Raw genomic sequence first — 12,384 nt, forward strand, 5'->3', positions numbered from 1 at the left:
CGTGCCCATGCAAGCGGCCGGGGCGGCCTTGTCGCCCGATTTCGCTCCAACCCTTCGGGCAGTGGTCTTTGCGGGCGGTCTGCGGCGTTGCGGCGCTTGTGGATAGCCTGGCTATCCACTGCACACCGCGCCTTGCATCCCATCCCGCAAAGACCGCTGCGCGACCCCTGGGAGATCGTGAACAGGCTCTTATAGAGAAAGCGCTGACAGCCATCAATTCTGATGAAAGCAGGATGAGAGCGGAGCAACGGATGCTGCTTCGCCTACGTCTGCGGCAGGTCCGGGCCATTGGTGTGCAGCACCAGCGCCTCGAACTCGGCCGCGGGCAGTGGTGGACTCAGCAAAAAGCCCTGCCAGGCGTGGCAATGGTTGCGGGCCAGGAACTCGCGCTGCGCTTCGGTCTCCACGCCCTCGGCGATCACGCGCAGGCCCAGGCTGGTGGCCAGCGCCACCACGGTGCGGGCGATGGCCGCGTCGTTGGGGTCGGTGAGCACGTCGCGCACAAAGCTCTGGTCGATCTTGAGCTGGTCGAGCGGCAGACGCTTGAGGTAAGCCAGCGACGAATAGCCGGTGCCAAAGTCGTCCAGCGAAAAACCCACGCCATAGGCCCTGAGCTGGCCCATTTTCTCGATGGTGTCTTCCACATCGTCGAGCAGCAGGCCTTCGGTCAGCTCCAGCTTGAGGAGATGCCCCTCGGCGCCCGTGCCGGCCAGCGCCGCCAGCACCTGCGGCACGAAATCGGCCTGATGGAACTGCCGTGGGCTTACATTGACGGCCAGAGACAGCGGAGCCAGACCCGGTTGCGCCGCCCACAATGCCAGCCGCTCGCAGGCGGTCTTGAGCACCCATTCGCCCAGCGGCAGGATCAGGCCCGACTCCTCGGCCAGCGGAATGAACTGGGCGGGCGAGATGAAACCGCCCTGCGGGTGGCGCCAGCGCAGCAGCGCCTCGGCACCGGTGATGCGGCCCTGCTCGGTCTGCGCCTGGTAATACAGCTCGAACTGGCCCTGGGCCAGACCGGCACGCAGGTCCTGCTCCATGGCCGCCCTTGCGCTCACGGCGGCCTGCATCTGCGGGTCGTAGAACCGCAGGGTGTCGCGACCCGCCGATTTGGCCTGGTACATGGCCAGGTCCGCCCGCTTGAGCAACTCGTCCACGGTTTCGCGCATGCCGCTGAAAATGGTGATTCCCATGCTCAGCGAGCTATGGTGGACCTCACCGTGCAACGGGTAGGGCGCGCGCAGCGCCGCCAGAATTTTCTGGCCCGTTTCTTCGCTGCGCGCCGCCGCCTCTTCGGGGTTGCTGCCCAGGTCTTCCAGCACCACCACGAATTCATCGCCGCCCTGGCGCGCCACCGTATCGTCCTCGTGCACGCAGCCGAGCAGCCGCTGGGCCACCTGCTGCAGCAGCATGTCGCCGCGCTCGTGGCCCTGGGTTTCGTTGAGGGTCTTGAAATTGTCCAGGTCCAGCAGCAGCAGGGCACCACTGCGCCGGTGCCTGGCGCTGGCCGCCAGCGCCTGCTGCAGCCGATCCCTGAGCAGGCGGCGATTGGGCAGGCGCGTGAGCGGATCGTAAAAAGCGAGGTAGCGGATTTCCTCTTCGTCGGCCTTGCGCTGGCTGAGATCCACCAGGGTGAACAGGTGGCCACCGTCCACCATGGCACCGGCAATTTCCACGGTGCGCTGCTGGCCATCCTTGCAATGGATGGTGTACTCACCGGCGGCAATGGTGCCGTCGCCGGCAATCGCCTGGGTGCGCGCCGCAGTCCATTCGGCGCGGGCGCGCTCGCGGGATTGCCCGTCGGGGTACACCGCGGGCCACCAGTCCTGGCCCGTGGGCACGTCGTCCTCGGTGTAGCCGCAGATCTGCACGAACTGATCGTTGCGAAACACCATGCGCCCGTCCTGCTGCACCAGGCACACGCCCACGGGCAGCCGCTGCAGGATGCTGCGCAGGCGCAACTCGCTTTTGCGCAGGTGCTCTTCCATCTGCTTGCGCGCGGTGATGTCCTGCACCACGGCAATGTGAAAGCCAGGCTGCGCCCCGGGAGCCCACATGGGCGACACCGTCAGGTCCACCCACACGGCGTGGCCGTCGCGGTGGAAATAGCGCGTTTCCATGTGGTATTCGGAGATCTCGCCCGCTTTCAGGCGCTCCAGCAGGGCCAGATCCTCGGCCAGCTCGGCGGGGTGGCTGATGGTCTGAAAATCCATCCGGACCATCTGCTCCACCGAGTAACCCAGGATATCGCCGTATTTCTGGTTGACGCGAACGAACTGCCCGGTCTGCGTATCGACCTGCGCCATGCCCACGGCCGCCTGCCTGAATACGGCGCGAAAGCGCTCTTCGCTCTGGCGCCGGGCGTCGTCCGACACCCGCGCCCGCGCCAGGGCCAGCGTGCGCTGCCGGCCCAGCAATGCCACCAGCGCTGCCAGCAGCACGGAAACCAGCGTCCCCGCCAGACCGGCCAGCAGCGGCAGACGCCGCTCGGACGGTGAGAGAAAGTCCTGGGTCGGCACAAAACCCAGGCGCCAGCGGCGATCGTGCACCTGCATATCCACCGTATGCAGCTGCACCGAGGCCGGCGCAGCATCCGTCAGTGCCAGCAGGGGAAGCTCCTTCTCGCCCTGGGCATTCGCCGCACCGGCATGCACCGGGCCACGATCGGTGATCGAGACGGCAATGCCTTGCAGGTAGCCCAGCGTGCGCAATCCGCCCACCAGGTCGTGGAGGCGGATGGTGGACGCCACAGCACCCAGAAAAACCGGTTTCTCGCCCGGCCCCGCGGGGCCAAAGACCGGCACCCGCAGGACCACGGCAGTGCGATGCTCCTGCTCCTGCGGCAGATCGAACGGCGCCGAGATCACCGTGTTGCCGGTTTCGCGGCTGTAGCGCATGGCCGCCAGGTTGGCGGGCTGGGCACTGATGTCCATACCCAGCAGACCCTTGCCATCTTCCTCGGGCCACACATACTCCAGCACAAAATACTCGGGGCGCTCGCCCGCGGGGTGGATGGCAAAGTCGGCCAGCCCCTGCGGCCGCACCGAAGTATCGGAGCGCACGCGGGCTTCGAATGCAGGGCGCTGGGCGGCTGTGACGTAGCGCATAAAGGTCAGATTGCGTACCCCAGGGTAACGCTGACTCACATCCAGTTCGCGGGTGACGCGCTCGAACTCTGCATGGCTGAGCAGCGGGTTGACCATGAACAGTCCGCGCAGACCGTTGACGATTTCGGTGTTCGCCGCCATGCGCTGCGTCAGCGCACTGGAAAACTCCCGCACTTCATACAGGAAGCGGGCTTCGGAAATCGTGGCCACCGACCGCGCCTGTTGCTGCGCCAGCCAGAAGGTCGTCACCAGTCCCAGCACAGCCACCGCCGCGCCCAGCAGCCAGTGCCGGTGGCGGGTGAGGTGTGGCATGAATGTCATCGGCAATGGGGAATATTCAAAACGGACCGCGAAGGAACGCCAGGGATGGAGCCCCAGAGAATAGCGGCAATTCAGGGCCGGCCCCTGGACGCCGTGGGAAGCGACACGCAGCGCTGTTGGCTCAGCCTGCTGGATATGCCCCGCCGACCCATTCCAAAGGCACAATGGACCATCACCCGCTCCGCCAAGCGCCCTATGCCCGCGTTCACACCGGCCTGCCGGATTTTCCTTCTGCTGCGATGACGGCCCTGATCCCCCCGAACATGGTCGACCTGCTGCTCGACGCTGTCTGCATCGTCGATGCACAGGGCCGCTTTGTGTATGTCAGCCCCTCGTTCGAGCGCATTTTTGGCTATACACCCGAAGAGGCGGTGGGGCGACCCATGATTGAAATGGTGTACAGCGAAGACCGCGAGCGCACCCTGCGCGCCGCACAAAACATCATGGCGGGGACTCTGCAGCTGCATTTCGAGAACCGTTATGTGCGCAAGGACGGGCACATCGCCCATATCCGCTGGACAGCGCGCTGGGTAGAAGACCAGCAGGTCCGGCTGGCGGTGGCGCACGACATCACCGAGCGCAAGCACACCGAATCGCTGCAGGCCGCCATCTATTCCATATCCGAGGCGGCACAGGGCGCAGAAGACCTGGATACGCTGTTTGCAAAAATCCACCACATCATCGGCACGCTGCTGCCCGCCTCCAATTTTTCCGTCGCGCTGCACGACCGCCTGCCCGACACGATCAGCTTTCCCTACCATGTCGATGAGCGCCACCCGGCCCCCACGCCGAGCCCGCTGGATGCCGACGCACTGTGCTCCCACGTCATCCGCAAGGGGCAGACCCTGCTGCTAACCCCCGACAGCCTCCCACCCACGGCGCCGCCCATGGCATCCGCTCCCAGGCCGCTGTACTGGCTGGGTGTGCCATTGCAAACACCGGCGGGCGTGCTGGGGGCGCTGGTGCTGCAGGGCTATTCCGAGGAGGCGCGTTACTCCGAGCGGGACAAGGAACTGCTGCAATTCGTCTCCACCCAGGTGGCGTCCGCCATTGAGCGCACGCAGATGCGCAAGCGGCTGCAGCACATGGCGCAGTACGACCAGCTCACCCATCTGCCCAACCGGCAGCTGTTTCTGGATCGCCTGAAAACCGCGCTGCCCCGGGCCCAGCGCGAGCAGACGCTGCTGTCGCTGCTGTTCATTGACCTGGACCGCTTCAAGCAGGTGAACGACAGCCTGGGTCACTCGATGGGGGATTTGCTGCTGCAGCGCGTGGCCCAGCGGCTGCTGGAATGCGTGCGCGCCTCGGACACCGTGGCGCGCCTGGGCGGCGACGAGTTTGTCGTGCTGCTCGAAAGCAGCGACTCGGCCGAGCATGCCGCAGCGGTGGCAGAAAAAATACTGGCCACCTTCATCCAGCCCTTTGATCTGCACGGGCACCAGGTGACGATGCGGCCCAGCATCGGCGTTGCCATGCACCCGGACCATGGCAGCGAAGAAAGCCTGCTGCTCAGCCATGCCGATGCAGCGATGTACCGGTCCAAGAACAGCGGCGGCAACCAGGTGTGCGTGGCCGGCGCTACCGGCATGGCACTGCAGTTCCTGCCGCGGCCAGGCGCACCGCACTGACACCGCGGGAACCCCATTCGTACAAGACACAAGGGCATCCCACCGCCGCGCGCCCGCAGTCCCTGCAGCCTTTTTCTTCCACACTTCAAGAGCCCCGCACCATGCTTTACGCCAGCCTGAAACTGATCCACCTCCTGTCCATCATCGTCTGGATCGGCGGCATGGTCTTTGCCCATTTTTTCCTGCGCCCCGCAGCCCAGGCGCTGGAGCCTGCCGCGCGCGTGCAGCTCATGCACCAGGTGCTGCAGCGCTTTTTTGCCGCCGTGCTGGTGGCCGTGGTGCTGGTGCTGGCCAGCGGCTTGTGGATGATCGGCCAGTCGGCGCGCGAGGCCGCGCAATCGGATGGCCGCTTTGCCATGCCCATGGCCTGGACGGTGATGGCCACGCTCGGGCTGGTGATGGTGGCCATCTTCGGCCACATCCGGCTCATCCTGTTCAAGCGCCTGCAGCGCGCCGTGGCAGCGTCCGACTGGCCCGCCGGCGGCAAGGCGCTGGCCGGCATCCGCACCTGGGTGGGCGTCAACCTGGTGCTGGGAGTTCTGACCGTGGTGGTGGCGCTGCTGGGGTAGGCCAGAGGTTTCACGCCGCCATCGCCCATACGGCGTCGCTGGTTCGGCGGTCTGGCTGCGCGGACCACGACCGCCATCCCCTCCCCTGAGCCAAGTCGCAGGCTGCGTAATAACCCTGACGGGATATCTGAATTTAATAATTGCCAAGACAATGATTGTCTAGTCAATTACATTCACGGCATGTCTGATTTGCCCGATAAGCTTGGCCTCCAGGGCTTCTACCAACCCGACCACATGCAGCCCGCCGACAGCGTGGGCTACCTGATGCGCAAGGTGACATCGTCCATCCGCACGCAAGCAGATGGCCAGCTCGCCTGCCACGACCTGACCTATGCACAGTGGCTGCCGCTGTACAAGATGAGGCTCTGCGAAAACGCCACGCTGGCCAGCATGGCGCGTGATCTGGAGACCGACCCGGCCTCCATGACGCGCACGCTGGACCGGCTGGAAGCCAAGGGGCTGGTGCGGCGCGAGCGCTCCACCGCCGACCGCCGCGTGGTGCACCTCACGCTCACCGATGAAGGCCAGGTGGTGGCCGCCAAGGTGCCGCGCGTGCTGGCCGATGTGCTCAACGGCCACCTGGTCGGCTTCACCCATGATGAATGGCAGTTGCTGCTGAATATGCTGCGCCGCATGCTGGCCAATGGCGATGCACTGCGGCAGCAGATCCCACCGCCCGACACGGCGGCCGGCTAAGCCAAGTCCTCCACACTCTTCGAACGCACCCTCCATGCACCGTTCTGTCTTTTCGCGATGGGCTGGCGCGCCAGGCCACCCCGCCCCCCTGGCCATTGCGCTGGCCTGTGCGCTTTTCATCACCGGATGTGCCAGCCCGGGCGCATTGCATACACCGCTGACCCAGACCACGCCCGCTGCGCTGGGCCTGTCCGACTCGCCCCCGGCAACGCAGACGGCAGCCCCGGCGCGATGGTGGACGGCACTGGGGGATGAACAGCTCGACACCTTGGTTGACCAGGCCCTGCAAGGCAGCCCCAGCCTGGCCGTCAGCCGCGCCCGGCTGGAGCAGGCCGTGGCCCTGAGCCAGGTGCGCGAGGCCGCCAATGGCCCGCAGGCCACCCTGGGCGTGGACGCCACGCGCCAGCGCTATTCCGCCAACGGCCTGGTGCCCGCCCCCATTGCCGGCAACACCTACAACAGTGGCACGGTGCAGGCATCCCTGAGCTGGTCGCCCGACTTTTTTGGCCAGCACGCGGCCGAACTGCAGGCCGCGCTGGGCCAGGCCCGCGCCGCCCAGGCCGATGCCGCCGCCGCCGCCAACACCCTGGCCACCCAGGTAGGCCGCAGCTATGTGGCGCTGGCCCGGCTGGTGGCGCAGCGCGACGTGGCTGCGCGGGCGCTGGAACAGCGCGAGGAGCAACGCAAGCTGACGCAAGAGCGCACCGCCGCCGGCCTGGACAGCCAGGTCGAACTCACCCAGGCCCAGGCCGCCGTGCCCGACGCGCGCACGCAGATCGAGGCGCTGGATGAACAGATCATCCTGGCCCGCCGCCAGTTGGCCGTGCTCACCGGCCAGGCGCCCGGTGCGCTGCCCACCCTCGCTCCCCGGCTCACTGCGCTGCAACCCATCGCCGTGCCCGAGGTGCTGGGCGCCGACCTGCTGGGCCGCCGCCCCGACGTGGTGGCGGCCCGCTGGCGCGTGGAAGCGGCCACCCAGGGCGTGAACAGTGCGCGCAGCGAGTTCTATCCCAACATCAACATTGGCGCCTTCATCGGCCTGAACGCGCTGGGGCTCGACCAGCTTTTCAGCGCCGGCTCGCGCCAGATGGGCGTGACACCCGCCCTGCGCCTGCCGATTTTTGATGGCGGCCGCCTGCGCGCCCAGCTCGGTGGCCGCCAGGCCGAGCTGGATGCCGCCATCGCCCAATACAACGGCGCCGTGCTCGATGCTGTCAAGGAGACAGGCGACGCCATGGACTCCATCCAGTCGCTGACCCGCCAGCAAACGCTGCAGGGCGACGCCATGGCCAGCGCGGAGAAGGCCTACCGTTTTGCCCAGGAGCGCTACCGCGCAGGCCTGGGCAACTACCTGGTGGTGCTCAGCACCGAAAGCCAGGTGCTGGTCCAACGCCGCCTGGCCGTGGACCTGCGCGCCCGCCAGCTCGATACGCGCCTGGTGCTGATGAAGGCGCTGGGCGGTGGCTGGACCGACGACACGGCACTATGAGACACCCCCTGAGCCGCTTCGCGCCTTCCCCCTCTCTCGCTTCGCGGGAGGGGAACACACCCAGCGGCCTGGCAAAGCCAGTTACTGGCCTAGGCCGCGCCAATGGCGTACGTAGCAGGCAATGACCGGCCCCATCAAAAACCACACAACAACACAGTCCTGAAAGATCACCGCCATGAGCGACCCCCTTACCTCCCACGAAGCCAGCACCGCCCGCCGCCGTGGCCTGACCGTGATTGCCGCCGCGGTGGCCATTGCGGCGCTGGGCTGGGGCGGCTGGCACTGGTTCAACGCACGCCATGCAGAGACCACCGACAACGCCTACGTGGCCGGCAACGTGGTGCAGATCACGCCCCAGGTGGGCGGCACGGTGGTGTCGATTGGTGCGGACGACACCGACTATGTGCGCGCTGGCCAGCTGCTGGTCCAGCTCGACCCGGCAGATGCCCGCGTGGCGCTGGACCAGGCCGAGGCCCAGCTGGCGCAAACCGTGCGCGAGGTGCGCACGCTGTATGCCAACAATTCCACCCTCCAGGCCCAGGTGAGCCTGCGCCAGGCGGACCTGGCGCGCGCCCAGGCCGATGCCGCCCGCCTTCAGGACGACGTGAACCGCCGCGCCCCGCTGATGGCCAGCGGCGCCGTGGGCAAGGAAGAATTCCAGCACGCCAGCGCCCAGGTCACCGCCGCCAAAAGCACCGTGGCCGCGGCCCAGTCGGCCGTGCAGGCGGCGCAAGAGCAACTGGCTGCCAGCCAGACGCAGACCGAAGGCACCACGATCGAGCAGCACCCCAACGTGCTGCGCGCCGCGGCCCGCGTGCGCGAGGCCTATCTGGCCGTGCAGCGCGCCCAGCTGGTGGCCCCGCTCGACGGCCATGTGGCCAAGCGCGGCGTGCAGGTGGGCCAGCGCGTGCAGGCCGGCGCTCCGCTGATGACCTTGGTGGCGCTGAACGACCTGTGGGTGGATGCCAATTTCAAGGAAAGCCAGCTCAAGAACCTGCGCATCGGCCAGCCGGCCGAGCTGGTGGCCGATGTGTACGGCACCAGGGTCACCTACCATGGCAGCATTGCCGGCCTGGGCGCAGGCACGGGCTCGGCCTTTGCGCTGCTGCCGGCACAGAACGCCACCGGCAACTGGATCAAGGTGGTGCAGCGGGTGCCCGTGCGCATTGCGCTGGACCCCAGGGAAGTGGCCGAGCACGCCCTGCGCGTGGGCCTGTCGATGGAGGTGAAAGTGGACACGGCCGACCAGAGCGGCAAGGCCCTGGCCGACACCCAGCGCACCGCGCCCGTGGCCGCCACCACGGTGTTTGACGAACAGCTCCAGGCCGCGGATGCCGATGTGGCACGCATCATCGCCGCCAACCTGGGCCGCAAGGCGCAGGCAGGCCCTGCGCCCACCGCACGCAAGTCCACCGCGCCCACCGCTGCCACGCTGGCCGCCGCGCCCCTGCGTGCCGCCACCATGCAGTAAGCCAAGGCCTGCATGACTGCCGCCAATCCCACCGCCGGTCCGGCCCAGCCGCCTGCGCCTGCCACCCCGGCTGCGCCCGCAGCGCACCCGCCGCTGCAAGGCACCGCCCTGCTGCTGGGCACGCTGTCGCTGTCGCTGGCCACGTTCATGAACGTGCTGGACTCGTCCATCGCCAACGTCTCCATCCCCGCCATCGCCGGTGACCTGGGCGTGAGCCCCGGCCAGGGCACCTGGGTCATCACCAGCTTTGGCGTGGCCAACGCCATCTCGGTGCCGCTGACCGGCTGGCTCACGCAGCGCTTTGGCGCCGTGCGCCTTTTCACCATGAGCGTGCTGCTGTTTGTGCTGACCTCGTGGCTGTGCGGCTTTGCCTCGTCGCTCGAAATGCTGGTGGTGTTCCGCGTGCTGCAAGGCCTGGTGGCCGGGCCCATGATTCCGCTGTCGCAAACCCTGCTGCTGGCCAGCTACCCGCGCGCGCTGGCGGGCACCGCCCTGGCCCTGTGGGGCGTGACCACGCTGGTCGCCCCCGTGGTGGGGCCGCTGCTGGGCGGCTGGATCACCGACAACATCTCGTGGCCGTGGATCTTCTACATCAACGTGCCCGTGGGACTGCTGGCCGCCGCCCTGACCTGGGGCATCTACCAGAAGCGCGAAACGCCCACGCGCAAGCTGCCCATCGACACCGTGGGCCTGTCGCTGCTGGTGCTGTGGGTGGGAGCGCTGCAGCTCATGCTCGACAAGGGCAAGGAGCTGGACTGGTTTGCCTCCAGCGAAATCATCCTGATGGCCGTGGTGGCCGTGGTGGCGTTTGCCGTGTTTCTGGTGTGGGAGCTGACCGACAAGCACCCGGTGGTGGACCTCAAGCTCTTCAAGGGCCGCAACTTCACCTTCGGCGTGCTGGCCCTGTCGGTGGCCTACGCGCTGTTCTTCGGCAACGTGGTGCTGCTGCCGCTGTGGCTGCAGCAGTGGATGGGCTACACCGCCACCTCGGCCGGCATGGCGCTGGCGCCGGTGGGTGTTTTCGCCATCCTGCTCACACCGCTGGTGGGCAAGAAGGTGGGCCAGTGGGACCCGCGCCGCATGGCCACAGGGGCGTTCATGGTGTTCAGCATGGTGCTGTGGCTGCGCTCGCAGTTCACGGTGCAGACCGACTTTGTGCACATCCTCATCCCCACGCTGCTGCAGGGCGCGGCCATGGCGTTCTTCTTCATTCCGCTCACCACGCTCACGCTGTCGGGCATTGCGCCAGAGCGTATTCCGGCTGCCGCGGGCCTGTCCAACTTCGTGCGCATCACCGCCGGGGCCATGGGCACCTCGATTGCCACCACGCTGTGGGAAAGCCGCGCCGCCATGCACCACGCACACCTGACCGAGGGGCTGGTACAGGGCCAGGGCGTGTTTGCCGCCACACTGGACCAGCTCATGGCATCGGGCCTCACGCAGATGCAGGCGCTGGCACAGATCAACCGGCTGATCGACCAGCAGGCCTTCACGCGCGCCGCCGACGACATCTTTCTGGGATCGGCCGGCCTGTTCCTGCTGCTGATCGGATTGATCTGGCTGACCAGGCGCCCCGCCCGCGTAGCGGCGGGAACCGCGGTGGATGCGGGTGGCGCGCACTGAATGTCTTTTGCCGCAGTCAATGTCAGCCAAAAGGCCTTGATTGCGCGTGCATCAAGCGCTGCGAGCTATTAATTAAATAGCATTCATTCCTGGCAAAAGCAGGCCCTGTTGCGCCGCCACCGCCTCGCGCAAAAACGCCCAGGTGGCCTGGATGCGCGCCACATGCTTGTTGTCGGCGGGCATGGACATCCAGAACGTGCGCTGGAACCGCGCCACACCGGGCAGCACCGGCACCAGCGCAGGGTCTTGCGCCGCCACAAACGCCGGCAGCACCGCCAGCCCCGCCCCGGCACGTGCGGCCTCGTACTGTGCCAGGATGCTGGTGCTGCGCAGCGCAAAGTGCGCGGGGCGGTGCAGTTCGTCCAGGATCTGCAGCTCCTTGCTGAACAACAGGTCGTCCACGTAGCTGATGAAGGTGTGGCCGCGCAGGTCGTCGGCGGTGTGGATGGGCGCGTGCCGCTCCAGGTAGCTGGTCGCGCCATAGAGCTGCAGCACATAGTCGGTGAGCTTGACCACCAGCACCGCGCCGCGTGCCGGGCGCTCCAGCGAGATCACGATGTCGGCCTCGCGCCGCGACAGGTGCACCAGGCGCGGCAGGGCCAGCAGGTCCACCACCAGCCCGGGGTGGCTCAGCGCAAAGCGCGCCAGCTGCGGCGCCAGGATCAGGTTGCCAAAGCCCTCGGTGGTGCCGATGCGCACCAGGCCGTGCAGGCCCTGGCGCACGCCGGGCGCGGCGTTTTCCACCGCCAGAAAGGCCGCCTCCATGGCCTCGACCTGGGGCAGCAGCGCGCGCCCGGCCTCGGTCAGCCGGTGGCCGCCGGCCTCGCGCGCAAACAGGGCCGAGCCCACCTGTTTTTCGAGCGCCTGCAGGCGGCGCGCCACCGTGGTGTGGTCCACCGCCAGGCGGCGCGCGGCGCCCACCAGCGTGCCGGCGCGGGCCAGTTCCAGAAAGTAGCGCAGGTTGTCCCAGTCCATGGCGTCACCGGGCACGCCGTGGGGTGCGCTCGTCCAAGGGTTCGCTGGGCGCACGGCTGAGCGCGTTGTTGCCCCGCACCAGCGTGCGCAGCATGTCCATGAACACCGCACGCTGCTCCGGCGCCAGGGGTTCGAGCATGCGCTCTTGTGCGCGCAGCATGCCGGGCTCCACCTCCTCCAGCAAACGCTGGCCGTCGGGCGTGATGGTCAGCAGGCGTACGCGCCGGTCCTCGGGGTGGGCGTTGCGCTGCATCAGGCCCCGCGACTCCAGGCGGTCGATCACGCTGCCAATGGTGGAGGTGTCAAAGCCGATGGTGCGCGCCAGCGTGCGCTGGTCAATGCCCGGCTCACGCCCCACGGCATACAGCGCGGCGAATTGCACGGGTGTGATTCCACTGGCCTGCGTCTCCTCCAGAAATACCGCCACGGCGATCTGCTGCAGACGGCGGATATGGAAACCGGGAAGGTTGTCGATCTCTACGGGCATGAAAAATTAAGGGTTTCC

General features: G+C 67.4%; 9 protein-coding genes. 6 read left to right on the top strand and 3 right to left on the bottom strand.

What is annotated here, in order from left to right; translation table 11 throughout:
- Positions 1–263: 263 nt before the first annotated feature.
- On the bottom strand, positions 264–3,428 hold the full coding sequence (locus BLW02_RS10800) for a bifunctional diguanylate cyclase/phosphodiesterase (RefSeq protein WP_092698446.1): 3,165 nt from the start codon (positions 3,426–3,428) through the stop codon (positions 264–266).
- 239 nt (positions 3,429–3,667) lie between these two features.
- On the opposite strand from BLW02_RS10800, the gene BLW02_RS10805 reads away from it, so the two are divergent.
- The 6 genes from BLW02_RS10805 to BLW02_RS10830 all read left to right on the top strand — a co-directional run bounded on the left by BLW02_RS10805 (position 3,668) and on the right by BLW02_RS10830 (position 10,904).
- Positions 3,668–5,056 (top strand): sensor domain-containing protein, encoded by a 1,389-nt coding sequence (locus BLW02_RS10805; RefSeq protein ID WP_092698448.1) that lies wholly within the window; start codon positions 3,668–3,670, stop codon positions 5,054–5,056.
- Between the two features lie 101 nt (positions 5,057–5,157).
- The gene (locus BLW02_RS10810; RefSeq protein ID WP_092698450.1) at positions 5,158–5,625 is read left to right on the top strand and encodes a CopD family protein; all 468 of its coding nucleotides are present in this window, start codon (positions 5,158–5,160) and stop codon (positions 5,623–5,625) included.
- Positions 5,626–5,805: 180 nt separating this feature from the next.
- Positions 5,806–6,321 (top strand): MarR family winged helix-turn-helix transcriptional regulator, encoded by a 516-nt coding sequence (locus BLW02_RS10815; RefSeq protein ID WP_092698452.1) that lies wholly within the window; start codon positions 5,806–5,808, stop codon positions 6,319–6,321.
- A gap of 34 nt (positions 6,322–6,355) precedes the next feature.
- A complete protein-coding gene (locus BLW02_RS10820) occupies positions 6,356–7,810 on the top strand; it encodes an efflux transporter outer membrane subunit (RefSeq protein WP_092698454.1) in 1,455 nt (484 codons plus the stop codon).
- Positions 7,811–7,985: 175 nt separating this feature from the next.
- Complete coding sequence (locus tag BLW02_RS10825; protein WP_092698456.1) at positions 7,986–9,281, top strand: HlyD/EmrA/EmrK family protein; 1,296 nt, start codon at positions 7,986–7,988, stop codon at positions 9,279–9,281.
- A gap of 12 nt (positions 9,282–9,293) precedes the next feature.
- A complete protein-coding gene (locus tag BLW02_RS10830; RefSeq protein ID WP_092698458.1) occupies positions 9,294–10,904 on the top strand; it encodes a DHA2 family efflux MFS transporter permease subunit in 1,611 nt (536 codons plus the stop codon).
- 72 nt (positions 10,905–10,976) lie between these two features.
- Here BLW02_RS10830 and BLW02_RS10835 read toward each other — a convergent pair whose 3' ends face one another.
- Together BLW02_RS10835 and BLW02_RS10840 are read right to left on the bottom strand one after the other, a co-directional pair.
- On the bottom strand, positions 10,977–11,879 hold the full coding sequence (locus tag BLW02_RS10835) for a LysR family transcriptional regulator (RefSeq protein ID WP_092698460.1): 903 nt from the start codon (positions 11,877–11,879) through the stop codon (positions 10,977–10,979).
- A gap of 4 nt (positions 11,880–11,883) precedes the next feature.
- A complete protein-coding gene (locus BLW02_RS10840; RefSeq protein ID WP_092698461.1) occupies positions 11,884–12,366 on the bottom strand; it encodes a MarR family winged helix-turn-helix transcriptional regulator in 483 nt (160 codons plus the stop codon).
- Positions 12,367–12,384 lie beyond the last annotated feature (18 nt).

It is taken from the genome of Acidovorax soli (genome assembly GCF_900107605.1).
GTDB classification, from domain to species: domain Bacteria; phylum Pseudomonadota; class Gammaproteobacteria; order Burkholderiales; family Burkholderiaceae_C; genus Acidovorax; species Acidovorax soli.

Excerpts from the sequence above, each read along its gene's own strand:
- BLW02_RS10820 (WP_092698454.1), top strand. The coding sequence starts at position 6,356 with ATGCACCGTTCTGTCTTTTCGCGATGGGCTGGCGCGCCAGGCCACCCC.
- BLW02_RS10800 (WP_092698446.1), bottom strand. The coding sequence starts at position 3,428 with ATGACATTCATGCCACACCTCACCCGCCACCGGCACTGGCTGCTGGGC.
- BLW02_RS10825 (WP_092698456.1), top strand. The coding sequence starts at position 7,986 with ATGAGCGACCCCCTTACCTCCCACGAAGCCAGCACCGCCCGCCGCCGT.
- BLW02_RS10840 (WP_092698461.1), bottom strand. The coding sequence starts at position 12,366 with ATGCCCGTAGAGATCGACAACCTTCCCGGTTTCCATATCCGCCGTCTG.
- BLW02_RS10815 (WP_092698452.1), top strand. The coding sequence starts at position 5,806 with ATGTCTGATTTGCCCGATAAGCTTGGCCTCCAGGGCTTCTACCAACCC.
- BLW02_RS10810 (WP_092698450.1), top strand. The coding sequence starts at position 5,158 with ATGCTTTACGCCAGCCTGAAACTGATCCACCTCCTGTCCATCATCGTC.
- BLW02_RS10830 (WP_092698458.1), top strand. The coding sequence starts at position 9,294 with ATGACTGCCGCCAATCCCACCGCCGGTCCGGCCCAGCCGCCTGCGCCT.
- BLW02_RS10805 (WP_092698448.1), top strand. The coding sequence starts at position 3,668 with ATGACGGCCCTGATCCCCCCGAACATGGTCGACCTGCTGCTCGACGCT.
- BLW02_RS10835 (WP_092698460.1), bottom strand. The coding sequence starts at position 11,879 with ATGGACTGGGACAACCTGCGCTACTTTCTGGAACTGGCCCGCGCCGGC.